Source organism: Paenibacillus tyrphae (assembly GCF_000722545.1).
Classification (GTDB): Bacteria; Bacillota; Bacilli; order Paenibacillales; family NBRC-103111; genus Paenibacillus_G; species Paenibacillus_G tyrfis.
Window position 1 is genome coordinate 174,518 of the sequence record NZ_JNVM01000008.1, and the last position, 22,483, is coordinate 197,000.

Below are 22,483 nucleotides of genomic sequence, written 5' to 3' on the forward strand. Positions count from 1 at the left end.
GCTACTATTTCTCCCGAATAATACGAAATTGTTGAAATGAAAGCCTTTTCACGAAAACAAAAATCCGAGGTCGCCCGCCATCGGACAACCTCGAATATAATCGTTCGGCACTCCATAAAAATGAGGCACCTTCATCTAAAAATATCGTCATTTCATCCAATAAAATTCAACAATTTGCCGTGCTTCGCCTGAAGCTCGTTCAAATCGATCTTCATCTCCAGCGCTTCCAGCAGCCCTTCGCCGTGCTCCTCGAGCGCCTGCCGGAGCCGGTCCGCCAGCTCCTGCATTACACTCCGCAGTTGCTCCGCGTAGGCGTCCTCCAGAAAGGCCGCTTGCGTATCGGCAAAGCGCGTCATCGGCCCGTTCAAGCGGGCTTCCAGCTCCCGGCGCAGCTCCGCTTTTCCGTCGCCTTCGAAGAACTGCTTCGCATTTTTAAAGAAGCCTGCCAGCCACTTCGGCTGTACGTCTGCGGCCTCCAGCATCGCGTTCAGCTCTGGCGTCTTCAGCTTAAACGGCTCGAAGCCCGGGGCTTCGAAGGACGGGATTCCTCCGGTCCGGACCGCTTCCGACCAGTTTTTCGAGGCGTCGCCCGCCATGCGGTTGATTTTGTTCTCGATCCGCAGCGTGGTTGCCAGCACTTCCTGGTTCAAGTCGAAGGACAGCATCCGTCTCAGATCCTCCCAAGCGGACTGCATGACCGTTTTCGAATCGCGCCGGTCGTCGCGGAATACGGCCGGGTTGAAGGCCGTATTGAACAGATCGCCGAAGCGGTAGGACGTACGCTGCTTGACATAGTACAGCAGCTCCTGAATTTCCTTGGACAGCTCGCGGGCTTCCGCGTCCGTGTCGGGGGAGGCAAGCCGCTTCTGGGCTTCGGCAAGCGCCGTACGCAGGGCTTCGGCCTGGCGGCGGCGCTCGGAAACGTCTGCCCGGGCGCTGTCCATCCAGCGCTGGAGCACATCGGCCGCACGGCGGATATCCGCATCGCCCGCCCGGACTGCCATTTCGGTCAGCTCCGCGAACGTAAAGCGGACGAACTCCCGCTCGAAGCGCAGAATGCCCGATTGCTCGACGGTCTCCCGGTCCTCTTGGATTTTCCCTTCGAGCGCGTAATAGCTCGATAGCGGATAAATCCGCGGGTGCCGAATGCCATGCTGGAGCAGGTTCGTTTCGACGTGCTTGACGACCCCTTCCAGCTCTTCGGCCGAGGAAGCCAGGTCGGCAGCATTGACGATGAAAAACATTTTATCCAGCTCAAAGCTGTCTTTCACACGTCCGAGCTGCAGCAAAAACTCTTTATCCGCATGGGAAAACGCATGGTTATAATACGTGACGAACAAAATCGCGTCGGCGTTCTTGATGTAATCGAACGCTACGCCGGTATGACGCGCGTTAATGGAGTCCGCTCCCGGCGTATCGACCAGCACGACGCCCTGCTCGGTGAGCGGGTTCGCATAGTACAGCTCGATCAGCTCGACGAAGCACGACTTGGCCTCGTCGGCGGCATAGCGGCCGAACTCATCGGCTGTGACGCGCAGCTCTTGGCCGAGGTGCGGGCTCATCTCCGCCCAGCCTTTCTCGACGGCCTTAAGAAACGCGTAATGCGGCTTGCCCTTGCCCGGAACTTGATCGGCTGCCAGCTTATGAATCGCAGCCAGCGCCTTATCCATCGAATTTACAGCTACGTCCAAAACTTCCAACGAATAAAAGATATCGGAGGCCAGCCGTTCCGCCGTTTTCATTCGTACTTTGGCCGTGCCGTGCGGCCAGCCCTCTTCCGGGGCCGGCGGCATAATTTTGTTGATCGCCGCGGTCGTCGGATTCGGCGATACCGGCAGCACCCGTTCGCCGATCAGCGCGTTGGCGAACGACGATTTGCCCGCGCTGAACGCGCCAAAGAGCGCGATCGTGAAGCGGTTGTTCGCCAGCCGCTCCGCCTTCTCTTCGAGCGAGCGGCGGATGCTTTGCAGCGCCGCGGCGCCGGCAAGCTCCTGCGCGGCGCCGCCCAGGCGCGCGGCGGCTTCGTGCAGCCGCCGCCGGTGTCCGCCTGCGGCGAGCGCGTCCGCGCCGCCATCGGCGTCGCCGTGGCCCGCCCGCTGCGCGAGCCACGCGAGGGACTCGCGTGACTCGCGCCCGGCGGGCGCCGCGGCCTGCGGCGCAGCCGCCGCAGGCGAGCCGGGCGCAGCCGCGGGCGCGGGCAGCGCCGGCGCAGCCGCTGCCGGCAGCTGCGCGAGCAGCGCGGCGCCGTAGGCGGCCTCGGCCTGCGCGAGGCGCTCCAGCTCGCGCAGGCCCGCGAGCCGCGCGTCGAGCTCGGCGAGCTGCGCACGCAGCGCCGCGAGGCGCGGCTGCAGGGCGGCCGCCAGCGCTGCGATCAGCTCGTCGCCGACGGCGTACGCCTCCTTGCGGTACAAGCTTTTCGCTTCCGCGGCAATTTGCTTCGAGTACGTCAACGTATACTCGTTTCCGAACACCGCGGCCTCGTTCACCTGACCGGCCAGCCATTCCGGCGTAAGCTGCACGTTGATCCGGTCGGCCGCCTCGGTAATGGCGCTGGCCGGCAGGCCGTGGCCTTCCAGCTTCGCTTTGACCGTCTGCTGCACGTGTCTGGCCACCTGCGTCTCCACTTGCGACGCAAAATCTTTATGCAGCGCAGCAAGCCGCTGCTCCCGTTCCGCCGCCGTCTTCGCCGCGGCGCCAAACCAGCCTACCTTGAAGCCGGGTCGGCGGCTTTCCAAATACGCGTGCGCGAAGTCCCGCGTCACGGCCGGAATGACGTTGGCGTTGTCCAACACCGCCGCCACGTCTTTGCGCACGGCTGCCTGCAGCTCCGCAGGCAGCGATTCAAGCCGCGCCAGCTCGGCGCCTGCCTCCACATACTCCGCCTGGACGGCGTCCAGGTCTTCGCCGGAGGCAGCGAGCTGCTCGCGCAGCGCTTCCTTGGCCGGCTCATTGCGCTCGGCCATCTTCTCGGCGTGCGCCGCGGCGAGCGCCCGCGCCGACTTCTCGAGGCTGAGCCGCACGAGCGGCTGCCGCAGATCGATCAACTGCCCGAGCAGCGACTCCAGCTTGCTCCACTCGCTGGACGAATGATTCGGCACTTTGACCGACGTATAGACGATTCCGTCCGGCCGCACGCCCCAGTTGGCGAACGCTTCGCGCACGCCTTCCTGATATGCGGCGAACGAAAGCTCCTGCTCCCGGTGCTTATCGATCATGTTCACGATCAAATAGAGCGGCTTCCCCCACTCCGTCATTTTTTTCGTAAACGCCAAATTGATTTCCGACTGCACATGGTTATAATCCATCACATAAAACACAACATCGGCCAAATGCAGCGCCGATTCCGTCGCCAGCTGATGCGCGTCGTCCGTCGAATCGATGCCCGGCGTATCCAGCAGCGCCGCATGCTCTCCCAGGAACGGGATCGGATAGCGGATCTCCACCGTTTCAATCGCTTCACCGTTACGGCAGTGCTCCGCCAACTCGTCCAACGGCACCGTTTCGGACCGCGCCTCACCCATTCCTTGAGCCTGATCGTCTGCCTCATCGCCGCGGTAAATGACCCGCGCTCCGGCTTCCCCGTTCACAATACTCACAATGTTGGCACTCGTCGGAATCGGACTCGACGGCAGCAGCATATGACCGCACAGCCGGTTGATCAGACTCGACTTACCGGCCGAGAAGTGCCCGCAAAACGCCAAATAAAGCCGCTCGCTCTGCGCTTTCGCCAACAGCTGCCGCAGCTTCTTTCCATGCTCTCCGTCCCCCGTTTGCTCTACCTTCGCTAGTAGCCTTTGAACGGCGGCAAGCATTTCATCCTGCGGAGCTCCGCCTTGCAGCCCCTCTTCGTTCCCTGTTTCTACTGACGTTGCTTCTGCTATAGTCAATTCGCTTTTCATCGTTTCTCCTGCCCCTGTTCATCCTCTGTCTAAACCGAAGCGCTCGTCGTATAGCTTTTTGTTTTCCGAACAAAAAGAAAAAACCGAATCGCTTCGGTTTTTAGTGTACCATATTTTCCGTCTCCGGGATAAATATTTCGAAAACATCACGATGCTGCAAAATCGTAATGTCTTTATCCTTCACTTTCATGACGACAACTTCCGGACGCTGCTTCATACGGCTCAAATAATTTTCCGGTACGCTGCCCGACTCCGTTACGACGACGCCTTCAACCTGCTTCTCTTCGTTTTCCTGCAAAGGAGTCTCAAGCACTTTCTCGTAAATATCCGAAAACAGTTCAAAATCGCTGGTGTAAACCGATATGCATTTCATCTCTAATCCTATCCTTTCGTATTACGCCTCTTTAGTTTTTGCAGCCTTATTAGCTGCTTTCGCTTTTGGTATAGGCTTCCTATTCGAGTTCGATTTCATTCGTTTTTTACCTTCTCGGCAAAGATCGACCAGCGGGCAAACCTCACATTTTGGGTTTTGCGCTTTACAGTGATAACGTCCGAAAAAAATGAGCCGATGATGCGTTTGCGTCCATTCCTCGCGCGGCACCCGTTTCATCAGCTTTTTTTCCACTTCGAGCACCGAATCGTTAACTCCGGCAAGCCCGAGCCGTTTGGATACCCGTTCCACATGCGTATCGACGGCTATAGCAGGCACATCGAAGGCATTGGAAACGACGACGTTCGCCGTTTTTCGTCCGACGCCCGGCAATTCCACCAGCTTCTCGTGTTCACGGGGTACTTCCCCGTTATACTTGTCCAAAAGCATTGCGCACAAAGCCTGAATATTCTTGGCTTTGTTCCGGAACAAACCGATCCGCCGAATATCCTGCTCCAGTTCTTCGAGCGGTACGGCCAAATAGTCTTCCGGCCTCTTGTACTTCTGAAACAACGTGGCGGTAACTTTGTTGACCGTCTCGTCTGTACATTGGGCCGACAACAGGACGGCGATCGTCAGCTCGAACGGATTCGAGTGGGTAAGCTCGCAATGGGCATCCGGGAACATATCGGCAATCGTATCCAGTATGGTTCTCGCTTGCGTCTGATTCATGCTCCCTGTCCTTTCTTTCGCCTGTTTCTTACAGTTTACCGAAACATAGCAGTCGAATCAATGACTAATGCCGACAAAATGCGAACTTTTTACGAAAAAACCGCCTATGCAGCAAGAAGGTTCTCACTACACAGACGGCTCACACCGGATAAAAGTTTCAAATAAACCGATTAGGGCTTTTCAATTTCGAAAATTTTATCGTCGATCACGTACACCATCACTTCTTCATTCTCCATGAACGTGCTTGGAGCCACCGTTTGGGTGCCTTTGTGCAAATACGCTTTAGCGAATAGGTTATACGATGTCTTATCGTTATTCGCCGTCGGCTTCAGAAGCAATTGATTCAGCACCGTATCGTAAGAGGATACCGTCCGCTTCGTCGCGGTCGCCACTTGAATGATCGCCTTATCGTTCGCGTCCCGGATAATCTCCACCCGGTCATTTTGCTTGATCGTATTCAACGCGGCGGACGTGTTTGCATTCTGTCTTATTGTGAACTGCTGGCCGACCGTGATCACCTGGATGTTGCCTTGGAAATCCTGAACGGTCAACGTGCCTGCCGCTACGTCCACATTCGTTACTTTGCCCCGCATCGAATTGAGCAATTGAAGATTGTCGAGCTTGGTACCGCTAAAGCTGGCTTTGACGTACTCGTCGATCAAAATATCCGAGAAGGCGTGGGATTGCTTGCCCGGGTTAATGATTTGATCGTTATTCTCCACTTTAAACGTTAGCTGCGAGCCTGTCTCGTCTTTCGCGGTGACTTGGTTCGTGCTGGAGTTGGTGACCAGTACTTTGTATACGCCCGTTTTCTTGGCCATCAGGTTTGTTACGAAATCCTGATTCCCTGTGAGCGTCAAACGGATCGCATCGCCGACTTTCAGGTCCGAAATGGTTCCGTTCGTTTTGTTAAACATTTCCACCGGCGCGCCATAATTGACTTTGAATGTTAAGTTCTGCCCTCCGGCGGTACGAATAGTCAAGTCGTTTGTAATATTGCTCGTATTGATTTGAGCGATCGTGCCTTCTACATTCATTGTCGATTCGATCTGCACGATTTTATCTTTGGATACTTTCAGATCCACTCTTTTCTTGTCGTTGCCGTTGCCTATGAACGTGCTCTGGAAGTTTGATTGCTGTACCGGACCGCCCATAAAGCGGATGGTCGTATTATCCGTCAGCCGATATGCCCCTACTCCGTCGCTCTCGGTGCTGATCGTCACCACTTTGGAGTTGGCGTCATAACTAAGGATCGTCGCATATACAAATTGCTTGACCGAACGGCTGGTAACGGAAATTTTGACGATTTTATCGTTTACCAGATCCATCTTCAACTGATCGCCGGATTCAATGTCGAACAAGCTTGGATTCGTCAACCCGTCAATCGTTATAATCGCATTGTCAGCGATATGATAAGCGCCGAGCGAGCCGCCTGCTTTATTAATCGTCAAGATCCGTTTGTCGCTGCTTAAGCTTGCCATCGTTCCTTCTACGGATTGGCTAAAATCTGCCGGCTTCTTCACGGAAACGACTTGAAGCTCGTTCGCTTTCACCTCGTAGCTGACCGCGTCGCCGACGCGCAGCTTCGAGAGGTCGGCCGTCGTGCCGTCCTGGAGCCTCACGACCGTACGTGTAGTGAGCGTAAACGATTCGTTCTGCCCGGTCCCCTGCTCCAAGAATGTCACTTGGTTTGAATCTTTGTTCAGACTGAGTACCGTACCTTCGGACGTTTTGCTGACCGGTGTCTGCTTAAGTACGATTTGCGAGATTTTCGATTCTTTTAGCAGCGTATTCCGCTTCAATTCGACGACGCTTCCCGGCGTCAAAGAGCTCAAGCTTAGGCCGCGGCCGTCCTTATCCGTCACCGTGACGGTCGGGAACAAATCGTACAGCTCGTTCTTTCCGTTCCGCTGAATCGAGGCCATCATCCGGTCGGTGAATATTTCCGCCAGCGTTCCTTCGTAGGTTTCCATCTTCTGTTGATCGTTGGTGAGTTCTATGTACAGCGCCGCGCCTTGATTTTGCACAAGGTACACTTCGTTTGTGAGCTTAATGTTGGACAGCGAAATCCGGCTGTCGTCTTTGCCGCTATAGAGAGCCGTATCGGAAGACAACGTATATTCCGTCGTTTGCCCATTGGCATTCAGCACGCTGATTTTGCGGTCTGTCAGCTCCATCACATATCCGGTAACAACACGGGAGGAGCGGGAGGTCGATTCTTTATCCGCGCGGCTTAGGAACGTCGCCATTTGGGCGCGGGTAACTTTATCCTTCGGTTTGAAGCTATTGTCCTCAAAGCCTTGTACGATCTTGAGCGATACCGCCGCGTTGATATAACCGGCCGCCCACGACGAGAAATTTTTGCTGTCCGTAAATGACGAAGAGGATTGAGCCTGCTGATTGGCCAGCTCCTGTTTGCCAATCGCGCGGATGACCAGCTTAGCCACCCATTCGCGGGATGCTTCCTTAGCTCCCCAAGCCGTTTTGGCGTTTGTGCCGTCTGCCGTTTCCTCTTGAATATTAATTAAGCCGTGGTCAATCGCATAGGCAACATACGGCTTGAAGAAATTGTCTACAGTGAAAGGCAACGCCGTTCCTGCCTTGCTCTTCGTAACCTCCGATTCGAGGCCCATGAACCGCAGTGCCATAACGATGACTTCCTGCTGAGATACAGAGTTTTCCGGACGATATTCCCCTTTTTCATATCCTTCGATCACCCCGAGAGAAGCCAGCTTGGTGACATGCTTGATCGCCCAGTGCTGGTCCCCGACGTCGGTAAAGCGCTGCGAGCTTACGGAGCTTCCCGTCGAAATGTTGCTTTTGGTTTCAGCCGCGGCGGCAAAGACCGGGCTTCCGAACGCGAGCGACAGCGCCAAAACGGCTGCCGCCAATCTGCGTGCTTGTCTGGAATTGATGCTTTTCATGAAATAGCTCCTCTCGATCGACTTATGTTAGTTCATGATGTAAGTTAGCTTTGGCTGCGTTTGATCGGATGCGGCAGATCCATATGTCCCATCAGGCTCTCGACCTGCTTTCCGTCAACCAGCAATTCAATGGATTTGACTTCAGAAAACTGGAACATCGTCTTTTGCAGCGCATCCAGCAGCATTTCTTCCCCGCCGGAGCCCAGTCTTCCGTCATCCGCAATGGATACGTCAAGGTTCAACTGACCGTCTTTCAACGCGACGCTTTTGTAGGTAAACCCTTTAAATAACGGAATCGTCTTGTCGTCAGGGCTTTTCTTCAATTGGTTGAGTGCGGCCAAATATTTGTCCTGATCTTGCTTAATACTGATCGTCACATCTTTTTGAACCAGTTTTTCAAGCTGAGCATCGCTGTAATACGCTTTGATCTTCAGCTCTTTTTTTTCCGGGTCCGGCTTCGGGGTGGACGTCTCCGGCGGAGTCGTCGGAGTTGTCGTCTTGTCTCCACCCGTCCCGGGCTGCGCAGCTTGTCCGCTCTTGGAGGGCGGTGTTTCCGCGGTGCCTTGTAACGGCGCTTTGCTAGTTCCGCAGCCTGCCAGCAACAGAGCCGCGATTGCGGCAGCAGCCATTCCTTTTTGCCATGTCTTGTGCATCGTCACCCACTCCTTACTCGAGATTCAACTGCTTCTTGATAGCAGTCACGATGGATGCGGCGACCTTGTTTTGAAATGCATCCTGATACATCTGTTCCTCTTCCGCTCGATTCGTCAAGAAGCCGACCTCCAGCAGCACGGCCGGCATGGTGGATTTTTTGATAACGACAAAACGCTCCTGCTTCACTTTGCGGTCCGGAAAACCGGTAGCCTCGACAAGATACTTATGCATCAGTTTGGCAAAATCGAGACTTTGCTCCGTCCAATAATACGTTTCTGTCCCGCCAACAGTTTCACTTCCCGCGGAATTGGCATGAATCGAGACGAACAAATCGGCATCGGCATTGTTTGCCATGTTCGGGCGTTCGTCCAGTTCGATGAACGTGTCGTTCGAGCGGGTCATCGTCACTTCGATTTTCGGTTCTTTCTCCAGCAGTGCCGTCACCTTCTGGCCGAGAGCTAGAACGAAATCTTTCTCGTATCGCTTATTCAGCGAGCTGGCGCCGTTATCCTTGCCGCCATGTCCAGGATCGATGTAGACCCGGTAGCGGGTTTTACCGAAAGATATTTTCCCGGTAATTTCCCCGTTTTGCTGCACAGAGGCTAAGCGAAGCTCCCCCTTCTGCGGCAAATCTAATACCATTCTAACGATAGATGCTTCTTTTGAAAATAGCGAATAACGAATTTGTGTGACAAATTCGCTCTTATCCGGCAAAGTTCCTTCGCCTTGCGGATTGAGCTTGGCCATGAGCGCCGGGTCAAGCTGCGCGTTAGGCAGGTCAAGGACAATTCGGTCCGGATTGGCCAAACGGAATATATTCGGCTTTCTGGCGCAATCCGATGTTTTGATGGTCAACGTGTCGCCTTGCAGCGAAATCGCCTGTACGGTAACCACGCCGTTCGTCGCTCCCTTGTCGCCAGCCGTCTCCGGCTTGCTCGCGACCGGCGGCTGCGTCCCGCTCGTTGTCTGCTGGGCCCCACTTCCCGGCTGATTGGCACCGTTTGCCGCTCCTTGTACAGCTCCGTTCGAGGCTTGAGCGCCGCCGGCCGCCGATTGCGTGCCACCGATCACTGCCTGCTGGCTTCCTGTGGCCGCTGTTACGCCGCCGCTAGTCGACTGCATGCCCCCGGCAGCTGGAACGCAGGCCAGCAGTGGACCGGAACTGTCTTTCCCTGGCGAAGTGCCGTTTTCCTTGCCATCGTTCTTTCCGCTGTCAGGCTTATCCCCTGCTTTTACCGTATTGTCCGGCTCGAACGAGGAAGCGGGCTTGCCGTCGGCCGGCACGCTGGGTTCTTTTGCACCCGGCTTGTCCGTTTTTGAAGGGGCCTTATCGTCTTTGCTCTTATCCGGCGTGGACAAAATAACCGACTGGGTAGGTTCCTCCCATGATACTTTTACCCCTAACTGCTCGCTTACGAATCGCACAGGCAGCATCGTATTGCCCTCGATGATCGTGGGCGCCGCCTCAAGCTGAAACGATTTTCCGCCTGCCGTTGCGTTCTTTTTGTCAATAAACAGCTGTATATTGGTTTCGTCTTTAACTACCGTAACCTTTCGCTGCTTCTCGTCCCATGCAACCTTGGAGCCGAGCTCTTCCGCAATGATACGAACGGGCACGATGACACTCCCGTCCACGTTGCGCGGAGCAACTTCCGGCGCGAGTTTTTTTCCGTTTAAAACCAACTGAATTGGCGGCGCGGGCGGCTTAGACGACTTCGGCGTAGATGATTTGGACGGAGCGGCAGCCGAGCCTACGGCCGGCAGCAACAGGAGCGACGCGATCGACAGGGTGAACCAAGCCGTTAAAAATTTCATTTTGCACCTCAAAATCTTATAATTTTTTCGCTATATGTAGAAAGCTGGAAGTGATTGCGACTTCCAGCCGACAAAAAGAATACCGTGGTGAAAACTACCAATATATTAGACTAAATTCTATCAAAAAAGTTGCACGTTCGGCAAATTTCGTAGAATTCGGGAGGAAATACGAAAAAACCGAAGGCTTGTCGCCTTCGGCTTCGGTTCTCCATGATTTTCAGGCAATTTGAACTTGCGACGATTGCTTAAGAAGCTCGCGGAACTGGTCTCCGGAAAGCACTTCTTCGGCAATCAAAATGTCAAGCGATTGTTCGAATACGGTTCTGTGGCTTTCCAGCATGTGCCGGGTCGACTCCGTCAACTCTTCCAAAATCGCGGAATTTTCCTTCATAAGCTCCTGCTTTGTAACCATCTCACGGTCAATGATGCCGAGCCTTGTAAGCCCTGAATCCATCATTGTACGCACCATATTCAACGCCTGCTCGAAATCGTTGCGGGAGCCGGTGCTCCGTCCGCCATAGAACATTTCCTCTGCGACGGCACCGCCGAGCGCAATCATAATTTGCTGCTCGATCTCCGTTTTCGTGTACAAATACTGATCCTGCTGCGGATTATGACGCACAAAACCGAGCGCTTTCCCGCGAGGGCTGAGCGACACCTGAGAGACGGAGCCCGGACGCACCAGCTCGGCGGCAATAGCGTGTCCAAGCTCATGAAGCGCGACGCGCTCCCGCTCTTCCTTATTCGATTCGCGGTCCGTCTTCTCGCCGAGCATTACCTTATCGACGGCCAGCGACAAGTGCTGCTGTCCGATCGCATCCGATTCTTCCCGCATAGCATATATCGCCGCTTCGTTCATGACGCCTTCCAGCTGTGCACCGGAGAAATGGAACGTTTCCCGCGCGATGGCGTCCAGGTCGACCCCTTCGGCCAGCGGCTTGTTTTTGGCATGAATGTTCAAGATATGCAGCCGGCCCTTCTTGTCTGGCAAATCGACTTCGATATGACGGTCGAACCGTCCGGGACGCAGCAGCGCGCCATCCAACATTTCCTTGCGGTTCGTGGCGGCAATGATCAATACGCGGGGCGTATCGCTCGTATGAATCCCGTCCATCTCGGTGAGCAGTTGGTTCAGCGTCTGGTCATACTCCCGATGCTGACCGCCATCCCGTTTACCGCCGATCACGTCGATCTCGTCGATAAAAACAATAGCGCTCTCCTTGTTCTCTTTCGCAGCGCGCGAGCGGGCCTCCTTGAACAAGTCACGGATGCGGCTCGCCCCAACGCCGACATACATTTCGACGAACTCACTGCCGGATGCGGCCAAAAACACGGAGTTCGTGTAATGCGCAGCAGCTTTGGCCATCAGCGTCTTCCCGGTTCCCGGAGGACCCGTCAGCAGAATGCCCTTTAACGGACGAATGCCGAGCTTTTTAATATCGTCGTAACGGATCAGAAAATCAAGCGCCTCTTTGAGCTCGCCCTTTGCCCGATCCTGTCCGCCGATATCGTCGAACGTCAGAAAGCCCGGCGTTTTGCCGCGCGATTTGCGCTCCGAGCCTACGTTCAGTCCTCCGCGAGCACGGGCCATATACAAAAAGGTACCCAAAATCGCGGCCATAAATACGATAGGAAACAGATTAACTCCGATATAAAGCAGGAAAATAACAAGAACCGGGATAAAGCCCAGTAAAATCTCCTTACCGTACTTACTCATTCGGCCACACCCCCAGTTTGGCAGGCGTTCTTGGCAGCATGACATATTTGCTTGCCGTACCGTCCGATAGCGTGACGTACACATATTTATCGTCCATCTCGGTGGACGCTTTGATTCCGTCGCCGCCTTGAGCCTGCAGCGTTTTCGGGATTTGCGCATACTGCTTCGTTTCCATGGCCTGAGCCACCTCGAACAAAGCGGAAGACCACCATTGCTCCAGCTTCGGTGACGGATCGTTCACGACTTTGAGCTTCAATTCCTTGGTTCCCAGCGTCGAACGGCCTTCGGTCTGGATCTTGCTATATACTTCACGCAGGTTCGTACCCGGTGCGAGTTTCAATTCCATCCGGGCATCCGGCCCGCTTAAATCCATAGAAACCAGCTCAACTCCGGAAATGGTGGAGACAACCTTCTGCAGCGGACTTTCCATCGCAAATGTCCGGTAAGCAAAATAACCGCCGAACAGCAGCGTTGCCGACACAAGAACACTCAATACGACAGGCAAGAGACGTAACTTCATATTCATCAGCTATACGTCCCCCTTTCTATAAATTCATGTGAAAAATCTTCCGACGAAGTTTCCCATCTATACGTTTAGCCATACCGTAAGTATATCATATCGTATATACGAATGTTGATGCAATGTGTGGCAATTGAATGAATGGCGGTGTGTACCTCGCTGTTCTTTGGACTCTTCTCGCAAGCTAACGATAAAAAATAGCCGCGGAAAATGCCGCTTCGTTCGGCGTTTCCCGCGGCGGGTTTCAGCGTTTGATCGCCGGATCATGCTACTGAATGGTCAAGCGCAGCGTATCGATCAGTTGGCCGTCCTTAAAAGCGTAATAATCGTAAAAATGCTGTTCCATCTTGTCCTCCGGCTGCAGCTTATAGAATACTTCCCAGACCAACTGGCCGCTGCGGATACCCGGAGTCGTCCGGAGCACCTTCGCTTCCGGATGCGCCACTTTCACTTTCGCTTCGGCTTGCGCCGCATCGATGCCCGCACTGCCCATTTCCGTATGGATCTCGTCCTGGCCCACCCATACATACACCGGCTGGCCGATTTTATCTTCCCCGGTGATGACCGTATAAGGCTTCTCCGCAACGAACCGTTCGACCTTAACGGCTTTGGCCAATATCGTCTTCTCGTAAGCGGTAAGGACGGCAGCGCGCTGCTCCGTCCATTCCTTATCCATAATAAAGTTAAAAGTCATACTCAACCCGGTCACAATCACAACTGCCGCGGCCCCGGCAATGATCGTGATCTTCCATGCTTTGCGCACCGGCGGCCTCCTTTCTGCCTAGTCGTGCTGAGGGGCTTATAGTGCCGTCAAACGCTCGAAGCTTTGCTGCGCCTCGAATTTGACCTTCTCTTCGTCCATCGTCAGGCATTCGCCTTTCCGGACGACCCAGCGTCCGCCGATGCAAACATCCGTCACATCTTTGGATACGGCGGAATAAACGACGTGCGAGATGAAATTCGTCCGCGGGTAAAAATGCGGCTGATCGATGTCAAGCGCGATAAAGTCGGCCTTCATTCCTTGCTGAAGCGCTCCGACGTCGTCTAGCCAGATCGAACGGGCGCCGTCGAGCGTGCCAAGCTTCAAAGCCTCCGAAGCGGATACCGCAACCGGATCGCCGGATACGCCCTTATGAATCAGGGCAGCCAGCCGCACCTCTTCGAGCATGTCCAGGTTGTTATTGCTGGCGGCTCCGTCCGTTCCCAAGGACACGAGTACTCCCGCTTTGAGCAGCTCCGGCACGCGGGCTACGCCGCTAGCCAGCTTCAGGTTGCTGCCGGGGTTGTGTGAAATACGAACGTCGTACCGTTTCAGCACTTCGATCTCTTCGTCTGTCAAGTGTACGCCATGAGCTACGAGAGTCGGACGGGAAAATACGCCGAGCTTCTCCAAATGCGCTACCGGACGCAACCCATATTGATCGACGTTTTCCTGCACTTCTCTGGCCGTCTCCGACATGTGGGTGTGGATCGGCAAATTCAAGTCGTGCGCCGCCTGCACAATACGTTCAATATAATCCGGAGGGCAGGTATACGGAGAATGCGGCGACATCATGGTCGTGATGCGGCCGTCCGCTTGGCCGTGCCAATTTTTTGCAAAAGCAATCGCCTCAGCCAGCTTCGCGTCCTGTACCTCCCGCGGGCACAGTCCGATCACGCCGCGCGTAAGGCAAGCGCGAATCCCGCTCTCGACCGCCGCATTCGCGACTTCATTCATATGATCGTACATATCGACGAAGGTCGTTGTTCCGCCTTTCAGCATTTCCAACACGGACAAACGGGTGCCTGCACGCACATCCTGCGCCGTGAACTTGCCTTCCATCGGCCACATTTTCTCCTGAAGCCACACTTGAAGGGCCATATCGTCGCCGTAACCGCGAAGCAGCGACATCGCGGCATGCCCGTGCGTATTGACGAGCCCCGGCATGAACAGCTTGCCCGAGCCGTCGATGCGCTCGTCGTATGAACCCGCAGGAAGCGGCGCCTGTTCTCCGATATATGTAATGCGGTTTCCTTCAATGACCATGCACCCCTGGATGATAGGTGCCTCTTCATTCATCGTTAGAAACGTTCCGTTTTCAATAATTGTTTTCTTCACCGGACACAATCCCCTCCTAATACAAATACAATCTCGTTTTCAATGTACACCCTGCGGAGGACAAAAATCAAGCTGACTATACCCTCCGGGGGTAATACGCTTACATAGCAAAAGATTCATGAACATATGGTAAAATGGATAAACTAAGAATTGCATTCCGTTGTTTGATTATGTTATTTTTAATTTTGTGTGAATTGGCGCGTTTTTTCTACATATTTCTCTCTTTTTATTTTAATTTCTTGTAAATCTTCAATTACTTGGGAGGCCAAAACTGTATGTTGTTTACAAAAAAGAATGACACCGATTTTCTGCTGCTGCTCATTAAAGCGTCGGAGAATACGCTTGACGCCGCGCAGATGTTTCGGAACGCCGTCATGGGTAGCGAGCCGCCGGCTACGTTTTACCCGCAGCTGAAAGAACTCGAAAACAAAGGGGACCAAATCACACACCAAATTTTCAAAGGATTGAACAAAGTGTTCATCACGCCGCTGGACCGCGAAGATATTATGGAGTTAGCTTCCAAAGTGGATGACGTGATCGACGGGATCGAAGCTACAATCGCCCGTTTCGATTACTTGAACATAACCGCATCGGATAAATATATGAAAGAATTTTCCGCCGTGCTCGTTGCAAGCTGTCAGCATATTCTGGACTCTTTCAAGCTGCTGTCCAAGAAAAAATATATGCAAATTACCGAACATACCGTACAGATCAACAGCTTGGAAAATGAAGCCGACCGCCTCATGCGAGAAGGCATTCGCGAGATTTTCACCCACCCGAAAGATCCTTATCACGATTTTAAATTAAAAGAACTTTATGAGCGCCTGGAGCAAACGACCGACGCGTGCGAAGACGTAGCCAACATTTTGGATAGCGTAGTCCTGCGGTATTCCTAACAGGACCGTTTTGCAATTCGGAACATGGGTACGACTCAGCCTGCCTAGGAGGAAACTATGTTAACCACTATCATTATCATCGTAGCTCTGGCGCTCCTCTTCGATTTTATTAACGGTTTCCACGATACGGCCAACGCCATCGCTACATCGATTTCAACCCGGGCGTTATCGCCCCGTTTTGCCGTATTTTTTGCTGCGATACTGAACTTCATCGGTGCGGTCTTTTCCTCGGAGGTCGCCAAGACGGTCGGAGGTAAGGTCGCCAATCCCGCTACGATCGACAACGGCGTATACATCGTTATTGCCGCGCTGTTGTCCGCCATTATCTGGAACTTGCTGACTTGGTATTATGGGATTCCTTCGTCTTCCTCCCATACGTTGATCGGTTCTCTCGCCGGAGCGGTCATTGCGGGAGCGGGAGTCGGGGCGCTCAATTGGTCCGGATTTAAAGAAATCGTGCTTATTCTTGTCCTTTCGCCGATTATCGCTTTCGCAACGGGCTTCGTCGTCATGTGGATCATCCGCAAGCTTATCTTGTTAAGCGGCAACCAATCCCGTTCGAAGATGAATCGTACCTTCAAGAGCTTCCAAGTGCTTTCTGCCGGCTTGCTGTCTTTCTCCCACGGAGGTAACGACGCGCAAAAAGCGATGGGGATTATCGTCTTCGCTCTCGTTGCATTAGGGTATCAAAATAATTTGGATGTGCCGATGTGGGTTAAAGTAGCGGCCGCGACGGCCATGGGGCTGGGAACCTCGATCGGCGGCTGGAGAATTATCAAGACGATGAGCAAAAAGCTGCTGAAAATCGAACCGATCAACGGCTTCGCCTCCGACTTGAACTCATCTATCGTTATTCAGACATCTACGCATCTCGGCATGCCGCTCTCGACGACGCATGTCATCTCGTCTTCCATTATCGGGACGGGTTCCGTGATGCGGTTTCATGATGTGAAATGGGGGACGGTCACCCGCATGGTCCTGACGTGGGTGATTACCATTCCGATCAGTATGGTTCTTGCTTTTATCATTTATAAAATTTTGTTCGCGCTTGTAGCGTAAGAACGGACAAGCCCGGGCAATCCGGCAAATATAAAAAGGATAGAGCTTCAGAACAACGTTCTGTCAGGCTCTATCCTTTTCTCATGTTCAGCATAAACCGATTTTTAAAAATTCCGGTTAATCCAGATAATAAGCGAGGCTTTGCAGCTCCGTCGTAAAATCGGCATGATGCACCCGCATTTCACTCGGAACTTTAATAATCATCGGAGCAAAGTTCAGAATCGCCTCGACACCGGCTTCCACAAATTGATTGGCCACCTGCTGCGCTTCTGCTGCCGGGACGGTAATAATCCCGATGCGCACTTTTAGCTCTTGGATGGTAGCCTTCATTTCGCGCGTCGACTTGACCTTCAAATTGTTGATCGTATCCCCGATCTTTGATTCGTGTGAATCGAAGACGGCTACGATTTTCATATTATCCTTCAGATAGGCATTATAATTGCATAGGGCGCGGCCCAGATTTCCCGCGCCTACCAGCGCTACGGGGATGATTTTATCGAGCTTTAAAATTTGACGAATTTTTTCGATCAAATAGTCGACATCGTAACCGATCCCCTTCTTGCCGAATTCCCCAAAATAGGCCAGATCTTTACGGATTTGCGCCGGATTCAAGTCCAGCTTTTGCCCCAGATCCTGAGAGGATACCGTCTGTACGTTCTTTTTGCTGAGTTCATTCAAAAACCGGAGGTATACCGGAAGCCGGCGCACGACGGCTTCGGAAATTTTCATCGTCTTCATGCTTGGTTCTCACCCATCCACTGCTTTATTCTTGGTACGAGCTGATTCGAATTCATGTGCTCGATTTTGGGGCCCGGCAGCGAATACAAGAAATATTTTCCGTAATTCGTGTCGATCACCCGGGTATCGTATATGATGACGATGCCTTTATCCGTAGCCGTGCGCACCAGCCTGCCGAAGCCTTGCTTGAACCTGATAACCGCCTGCGGTACCGACAGCTTCATGAACGGGTTCTGGTTTCGCTGCTTGATCATCTCTGTCTTTGCTTCGATCAACGGATGGTTCGGCGGTTGAAACGGCAGCCTGACGATCGCCAGACAGGTAAGCGCATTTCCAGGAATATCGACGCCTTCCCAGAAACTGCTTGTACCTAGCAGAACGCAATTCGGACTGTTCTGAAACAGTCTTGTCAGCTTGCTCCGGTTGCTGCTGTCCACACCCTGGCCCAGCACGCCGATACCGAACGGGCTCAACATTTCTTTCAACGCGCCATGAACCAGCTTGAGCATCCGATTGGACGTAAACAATACCAGCATCCGGCCCCGCGTTTCCAGCGCCACCTCGGCCAGCGACGGTACGAGACGGTCGACGAATTCCTTCTCGCCGCTTGCTCCGCGCAGCGTAGGGAAATCCCGGGGAATGGCCACGAGCGCCTGATCGCGGTAATTAAACGGCGAAGGAAGCTGAACGGTTTTCAGTTTGCCGTCCGCCCCGTTTTCTCGCAAGCCCAGTTGGTCGCACGTATAATCAAACGATTTGCCGACGGATAACGTAGCCGAAGTCAGGATGACACTATCCTTCGGTCCGAAGAAATGCTGCTTCAGCATCTCGCTGACGTCAATCGGCACGCAGAACAACTGAAGCGACCGGTTTTTGCTGTAGGTCCCGGCTTCAAGCCAATAGACGTAGTTCGCATCCGGCATCGTCATGAAGAAATGAAGCGAATCCCTGTGCCGGTACAGCTCCTTGACGGTCCCGCTGAGGTCCGTTATTAAGCTTTGGACATCGTACTCGTCCTGTACCTCCTTGATCTCTGAGATCAGCTTGTCGAGCGGCTTAAGAGCTTCCCCGAAGTTAAGCTGCATGTTCTCTTCTAGCACTTCTAGCTTATCCCAACCTGTGGGCAGCGAGTCTTTTTTGACCCGATAGACAAGGCCGTTCCCTTCCGATTGGGACGGATCGCTTCGCGAAGCCAGAAGCTGGTACAGCAGCTCCGTTAGCTGATCCCATTCTTCCTTCAACTGCAGAAGCTTCTCAACAACCCGGTCAATCGATATGCACCAGCCTTGAGCACGCTCGTCCTCGAACCGCTGCAGCCGAATCCGCAGATTGGACAATTGTCCTGAACGCGCATCTTTATAAAGCCAGAGGAGCGTGTTGGACAAACCGTGATAGTGCAGCTCGATCCCGAGATGCTTGCCGGCCACTTCCTCGAAGTGGTGGGCTTCGTCGATAACCAAATGCTTGTATCCTGGCAGCAGCCGGTTTTCCGCTTTCATATCGGTGAACAGCAGCGAGTGGTTAGTAATGATGACATCTGCGGTGTTCGCCTCGTGACGTGCGCGGTGATAGAAGCATTTTTTAAACCATGGGCAGGCGCGGTTCAAGCAAGAATCCGTATCGCTTTCCACCGATTGCCAAAACTGTTTTCCTTTATTGGCAAAATGAAGCTCCTCTTCATCCCCATGCTTCGTTTCTCCCAGCCAGACAAGCATCTGCCCGGCCGTAATTCGGTCTTCCTTGCCGTGCTCGAAGTCGAGCATATTCATTTTGTGCTCGAATTTGCGCAGGCACAAGTAGTGGCTCCGCCCCTTCAGGACGGCTGCCCGGAAGCCAACCGGGAACAGCTCGTGCAGCAGCGGCACGTCCCGTTCTCTGAGCTGCTCTTGCAGATTGATCGTATGCGTGCTGACCAGCACTTTCTTGTCTTGCTTGAGCCCGTAATACAGCGAAGGAATCAGATAACCGAGCGACTTCCCCGTCCCCGTGCCGGCTTCGATCATCAGATGCTTGCCGTCTTCGAATGCCGTCTCTACCTCACTGAGCATTTGCACTTGAGACTCCCTGTCCTCGTAAGCGGCAAACCGCTGCTGGAGCTCTTGCTTAAGCTGAACGTAGAAAGAAGGAAAATCGTCCGGCAGCCTCAGGACATCTTCTTCCTCCCGCACCGGCTCTTCTTCTCCCCATTCCCCTACGTTCAACGCAAATTGCCGGAAATAACGATCCAGATCCGGGTCAAGCGGTTGGTGAAGTTCTTTGTATTGCCGCATTTCGCTCACAAACCAGCCGAAATCTCCCGCCGAATCCGTAAATACCAGCTCCAGCCTTTGCAGAGTAAGCAGCGGAAGCGATTGAAACCGTTCCATGCAGCGGAGCCAGATCAGCGCGGTAACTTCGGCATCGCTATCCGCCTGATGCGGCCGTTCGTGCTCGATACCGAAGGCGTGGCATACCATCGAAAGCTGCAGGCTCGACAAGCCGGGAAACAAGACGCGCAGCGCGTCCATCGTATCCAATACGCGTCCGTCGAACGGGAAGTAACCGTTATCGTCCAGCGCCCGCTGCAGAAAAGCAAGGTCAAAAGCAATATTATGACCAACCAGTACTGCGTCCTGGAGGAGAGGAACCATCTCGGCAATAACCTCTTCCATCGCGGGAGCATCCTTTACCATTTCGTCGTCGATTCCGGTAAGCGTTGTAATTGAAGAAGGTATACTTATGCCCGGATTGACGAGAGAAGTATACCTGTCGGTCATTTCATGGTCGTTTATAAGAAAGAGCCCGACTTGGATAATGCGATCCGTCGCCGTGCTCCCCGTCGTTTCAAAGTCTAATACTGCAAATTTCATCGGAGTCGTGTCAATCCCTTCATTCCCACTCTTCTCATAAGCATACCAATACTGAGGGAAAAAGGGAATAGCAAACTTACCCTTTTTACAAAAAAACAGGAACGAACATTCGGGTTAATCTGAAGACCGAGACATATCGAACGCAAATTGAAGCCCGCCCTTTTTCTCGCAGCAAACGCCCAAATCGAGCAAAGGTTGTACGCTGGAAGGATCGGTCCGGTAAGCCATGTTGAACAATTCGCACGCCTTGTCCATATTGTGCAGCTGCGCTTGGATACAACCCATGGCGTTAAAGGAAATCGCTTTGAGCTGCATGTTTTCGGTCAGCCGGGATAAAAATTGAAAATGCAAGTAGCTTTCCCCGGCTTCCCCTTTGCGCAAGTAAGACATGGCCAAATAAATACGCGCCAAATTGAAATCGGGCTGGAGCCGGATCAACTCGTCGAATTCGGCAATCGCCCGGTCGAACATATGGAGCTTGTAATACCCCTGCCCCCGGATAAACAAATCGGTTCGTTTGCCTGAAAATTCGGGATCGAGCGGATCGGCTCCTATACCGTTCAATGAAATCCCGGCAATGCTTAACAGCTTGCTCCATTTCTCTTCGAACAGCAGCCATTCTTCAATGCAGGCGTCGCTCATCGCCTTTAGAGCCCGCAGCTTTTCCTGCAGCTCCCTGCGTTCGGCGCCTTGGGAGGACGGGTATTGCGAGATGACTTCATCCAGCATTTCGTTCATGGAAGCAAAAAGATGTTTAAACATCGGCCGTATCCCACCTTTGCTTCTTTTCCCACAGCAGCTTTAAACGTCTTCGCCGCGGCTGTGGCGCCAGCTGTGATCGTATCTACATTGTGCGTCTACCCGTCCCGTTTCATTCTCGTTTAAAGGACCGTGGAATGAATTTCTTCCTTCAGCACGCCGACGACTTGATTGTTCTCGCCCATAATGGCAATGCTCGGGGTATGCTTGCGGGCTTCTTCGTCCGATAACATGACATACGATAAAATAATGACAATATCTCCGGGGTGAACCATTCTGGCCGCAGCGCCGTTCAAGCAGACAACACCCGAGCCCCGCGGTCCGGGAATAATATAGGTCTCGAACCTGGCGCCATTGTTATTATTGACAATTTGGACTTTTTCGTTAGGCAGCATGTCGACCAGATCCAATAAATCTTGATCGATCGTAATGCTCCCGACATAGTTTAAATTGGCTTCCGTTACGGTTGCACGGTGAATTTTCGATTTTAACATGGTACGAAACATGGCTGACGCCTCCTACGTTTTTGCGCTCTCGGGACCTATCCCGCAGCTTTCGGGTTACGAATGACTCAATGAAGCAACGGGAGCATGAAGTATCCGATTATCGATCAAGCGCGTTACTCCGAAACGGACGGCCACGGCGATAATAATCCTCTCGTCACTACTCCAAAAATCCACTGGAGCCAGATCCGGATAAGACAGCAGCTCCACATAATCGATATCGGCCAAAGGCGCGGACTGAATATGCCGAACGACTGTCTGCCGCAGCTCTTCCGGGGAGATCGTTTCTTTACGAGCCGCGAGCAGCGATTCCGCCTCTTCCAGAGCTTCGGAAAGGACAAGGGCTTGCTTTCTCTCTTCCTCGGTTAAATACACGTTGCGCGAACTCATCGCAAGTCCGTCTTCTTCCCGGACAATCGGACGTGGGACGATGGTGACGGGGATGTTCAAATCGAACACCATCTGCTCGATGACCGCTACCTGTTGGGCGTCCTTCAACCCGAAATACGCTTTGTCAGGCTGAACGATATTCAGCAGCTTGGTAACAACCGTGGCGACGCCGTCAAAATGCCCTGGCCGGGAAGCTCCACACAAACGTTCAGTGACTCCGGATACAGAGACAATCGTTCTGGTCGGCTTCGGGTACATCTCACTCACCTGCGGGAAAAATACGATGTCCGTCCCGGCTTCGCGCGCGATGGCCATATCCCGCTCCTCGTCCCGCGGATAGCGGTCTAAATCCTCGTTCGGCCCGAACTGCAGCGGGTTGACGAAAATGCTCAGGATAACTTCGTCGCACTCTTTGCGCGCGGCTTCGAGCAGCGAGGCATGGCCCCGGTGCAGGAAACCCATCGTCGGCACGAAGCCGATGCGTACGGCCGGATTGGCAGCCCGTTTTGCTTTAATCAACTGTCGTAATGATTCAATCTGATGAACAATCTGCATCGGTA

The 22,483-nt window shown here is 53.4% G+C and carries 17 protein-coding genes; 2 read left to right on the forward strand and 15 right to left on the reverse strand.

Translation table 11 applies throughout. The features are described from left to right. Positions 1–152: 152 nt before the first annotated feature. The 10 genes from ET33_RS10840 to ET33_RS10885 all read right to left on the reverse strand — a co-directional run bounded on the left by ET33_RS10840 (position 153) and on the right by ET33_RS10885 (position 14,690). The gene (locus ET33_RS10840; protein WP_081890285.1) at positions 153–3,899 is read right to left on the reverse strand and encodes a dynamin family protein; all 3,747 of its coding nucleotides are present in this window, start codon (positions 3,897–3,899) and stop codon (positions 153–155) included. 100 nt (positions 3,900–3,999) lie between these two features. After that, on the reverse strand, positions 4,000–4,272 hold the full coding sequence (locus ET33_RS10845) for an NAD/NADP transhydrogenase subunit alpha (protein ID WP_036680557.1): 273 nt from the start codon (positions 4,270–4,272) through the stop codon (positions 4,000–4,002). 21 nt (positions 4,273–4,293) lie between these two features. Beyond that, positions 4,294–5,001, reverse strand: a complete 708-nt coding sequence (nth, locus tag ET33_RS10850) for an endonuclease III (protein ID WP_036680559.1) — start codon at positions 4,999–5,001, stop codon at positions 4,294–4,296. A gap of 170 nt (positions 5,002–5,171) precedes the next feature. Next, positions 5,172–7,925 carry an S-layer homology domain-containing protein gene (locus tag ET33_RS10855; protein ID WP_036680561.1) on the reverse strand — a complete coding sequence of 918 codons (2,754 nt, stop codon included), beginning with the start codon at positions 7,923–7,925 and terminating at the stop codon, positions 5,172–5,174. 44 nt (positions 7,926–7,969) lie between these two features. Beyond that, the gene (locus tag ET33_RS10860; protein ID WP_036680563.1) at positions 7,970–8,578 is read right to left on the reverse strand and encodes a GerMN domain-containing protein; all 609 of its coding nucleotides are present in this window, start codon (positions 8,576–8,578) and stop codon (positions 7,970–7,972) included. 13 nt (positions 8,579–8,591) lie between these two features. Beyond that, complete coding sequence (locus ET33_RS10865) at positions 8,592–10,394, reverse strand: N-acetylmuramoyl-L-alanine amidase family protein (RefSeq protein WP_036680566.1); 1,803 nt, start codon at positions 10,392–10,394, stop codon at positions 8,592–8,594. 217 nt (positions 10,395–10,611) lie between these two features. Then, positions 10,612–12,111 carry an AAA family ATPase gene (locus ET33_RS10870; RefSeq protein ID WP_036680568.1) on the reverse strand — a complete coding sequence of 500 codons (1,500 nt, stop codon included), beginning with the start codon at positions 12,109–12,111 and terminating at the stop codon, positions 10,612–10,614. Continuing rightward, positions 12,104–12,637 carry a hypothetical protein gene (locus ET33_RS10875; RefSeq protein ID WP_235206690.1) on the reverse strand — a complete coding sequence of 178 codons (534 nt, stop codon included), beginning with the start codon at positions 12,635–12,637 and terminating at the stop codon, positions 12,104–12,106. Before ET33_RS10875 ends, ET33_RS10870 begins: the two co-directional genes overlap by 8 nt. Before the next feature lie 262 nt (positions 12,638–12,899). Beyond that, positions 12,900–13,394 carry a cell wall elongation regulator TseB-like domain-containing protein gene (locus tag ET33_RS10880; RefSeq protein WP_036680570.1) on the reverse strand — a complete coding sequence of 165 codons (495 nt, stop codon included), beginning with the start codon at positions 13,392–13,394 and terminating at the stop codon, positions 12,900–12,902. Positions 13,395–13,430: 36 nt separating this feature from the next. Beyond that, on the reverse strand, positions 13,431–14,690 hold the full coding sequence (locus ET33_RS10885) for an amidohydrolase (protein ID WP_200879203.1): 1,260 nt from the start codon (positions 14,688–14,690) through the stop codon (positions 13,431–13,433). 314 nt (positions 14,691–15,004) lie between these two features. On the opposite strand from ET33_RS10885, the gene ET33_RS10890 reads away from it, so the two are divergent. Together ET33_RS10890 and ET33_RS10895 are read left to right on the forward strand one after the other, a co-directional pair. Further along, positions 15,005–15,625: a DUF47 domain-containing protein gene (locus ET33_RS10890; RefSeq protein WP_036680576.1), complete on the forward strand. Its 621-nt coding sequence runs from the start codon at positions 15,005–15,007 to the stop codon at positions 15,623–15,625. 57 nt (positions 15,626–15,682) lie between these two features. After that, positions 15,683–16,684 (forward strand): inorganic phosphate transporter, encoded by a 1,002-nt coding sequence (locus ET33_RS10895; RefSeq protein WP_036680579.1) that lies wholly within the window; start codon positions 15,683–15,685, stop codon positions 16,682–16,684. Between the two features lie 117 nt (positions 16,685–16,801). Here the strand turns inward: ET33_RS10895 and ET33_RS10900 are convergent, their stop codons facing one another. The 5 genes from ET33_RS10900 to panC form a co-directional block, all read right to left on the reverse strand. Further along, positions 16,802–17,422 carry a redox-sensing transcriptional repressor Rex gene (locus tag ET33_RS10900; protein ID WP_036680582.1) on the reverse strand — a complete coding sequence of 207 codons (621 nt, stop codon included), beginning with the start codon at positions 17,420–17,422 and terminating at the stop codon, positions 16,802–16,804. Next, complete coding sequence (gene dinG, locus ET33_RS10905; protein ID WP_036680584.1) at positions 17,419–20,271, reverse strand: ATP-dependent DNA helicase DinG; 2,853 nt, start codon at positions 20,269–20,271, stop codon at positions 17,419–17,421. Before dinG ends, ET33_RS10900 begins: the two co-directional genes overlap by 4 nt. A 114-nt stretch (positions 20,272–20,385) precedes the next feature. Continuing rightward, positions 20,386–21,033, reverse strand: coding sequence for a tetratricopeptide repeat protein (locus ET33_RS10910; protein ID WP_036680586.1), 648 nt, complete (start codon positions 21,031–21,033; stop codon positions 20,386–20,388). 119 nt (positions 21,034–21,152) lie between these two features. After that, positions 21,153–21,536, reverse strand: coding sequence for an aspartate 1-decarboxylase (panD, locus tag ET33_RS10915; RefSeq protein WP_010501035.1), 384 nt, complete (start codon positions 21,534–21,536; stop codon positions 21,153–21,155). A 54-nt stretch (positions 21,537–21,590) separates the two neighbouring features. Beyond that, entirely contained in the window at positions 21,591–22,478 is an 888-nt protein-coding gene (panC, locus tag ET33_RS10920) for a pantoate--beta-alanine ligase (RefSeq protein ID WP_036680588.1), read from the reverse strand. Positions 22,479–22,483: the final 5 nt, after the last annotated feature.

Coding starts and splice junctions, on each gene's coding strand:
- ET33_RS10840 (WP_081890285.1), bottom strand. CDS start 3,899: ATGAAAAGCGAATTGACTATAGCAGAAGCAACGTCAGTAGAAACAGGG.
- ET33_RS10845 (WP_036680557.1), bottom strand. CDS start 4,272: ATGAAATGCATATCGGTTTACACCAGCGATTTTGAACTGTTTTCGGAT.
- nth (WP_036680559.1), bottom strand. CDS start 5,001: ATGAATCAGACGCAAGCGAGAACCATACTGGATACGATTGCCGATATG.
- ET33_RS10855 (WP_036680561.1), bottom strand. CDS start 7,925: ATGAAAAGCATCAATTCCAGACAAGCACGCAGATTGGCGGCAGCCGTT.
- ET33_RS10860 (WP_036680563.1), bottom strand. CDS start 8,578: ATGCACAAGACATGGCAAAAAGGAATGGCTGCTGCCGCAATCGCGGCT.
- ET33_RS10865 (WP_036680566.1), bottom strand. CDS start 10,394: ATGAAATTTTTAACGGCTTGGTTCACCCTGTCGATCGCGTCGCTCCTG.
- ET33_RS10870 (WP_036680568.1), bottom strand. CDS start 12,111: ATGAGTAAGTACGGTAAGGAGATTTTACTGGGCTTTATCCCGGTTCTT.
- ET33_RS10875 (WP_235206690.1), bottom strand. CDS start 12,637: ATGAATATGAAGTTACGTCTCTTGCCTGTCGTATTGAGTGTTCTTGTG.
- ET33_RS10885 (WP_200879203.1), bottom strand. CDS start 14,690: ATGAATGAAGAGGCACCTATCATCCAGGGGTGCATGGTCATTGAAGGA.
- ET33_RS10890 (WP_036680576.1), top strand. CDS start 15,005: ATGTTGTTTACAAAAAAGAATGACACCGATTTTCTGCTGCTGCTCATT.
- ET33_RS10895 (WP_036680579.1), top strand. CDS start 15,683: ATGTTAACCACTATCATTATCATCGTAGCTCTGGCGCTCCTCTTCGAT.
- ET33_RS10900 (WP_036680582.1), bottom strand. CDS start 17,422: ATGAAGACGATGAAAATTTCCGAAGCCGTCGTGCGCCGGCTTCCGGTA.
- dinG (WP_036680584.1), bottom strand. CDS start 20,271: ATGAAATTTGCAGTATTAGACTTTGAAACGACGGGGAGCACGGCGACG.
- ET33_RS10910 (WP_036680586.1), bottom strand. CDS start 21,033: ATGTTTAAACATCTTTTTGCTTCCATGAACGAAATGCTGGATGAAGTC.
- panD (WP_010501035.1), bottom strand. CDS start 21,536: ATGTTTCGTACCATGTTAAAATCGAAAATTCACCGTGCAACCGTAACG.
- panC (WP_036680588.1), bottom strand. CDS start 22,478: ATGCAGATTGTTCATCAGATTGAATCATTACGACAGTTGATTAAAGCA.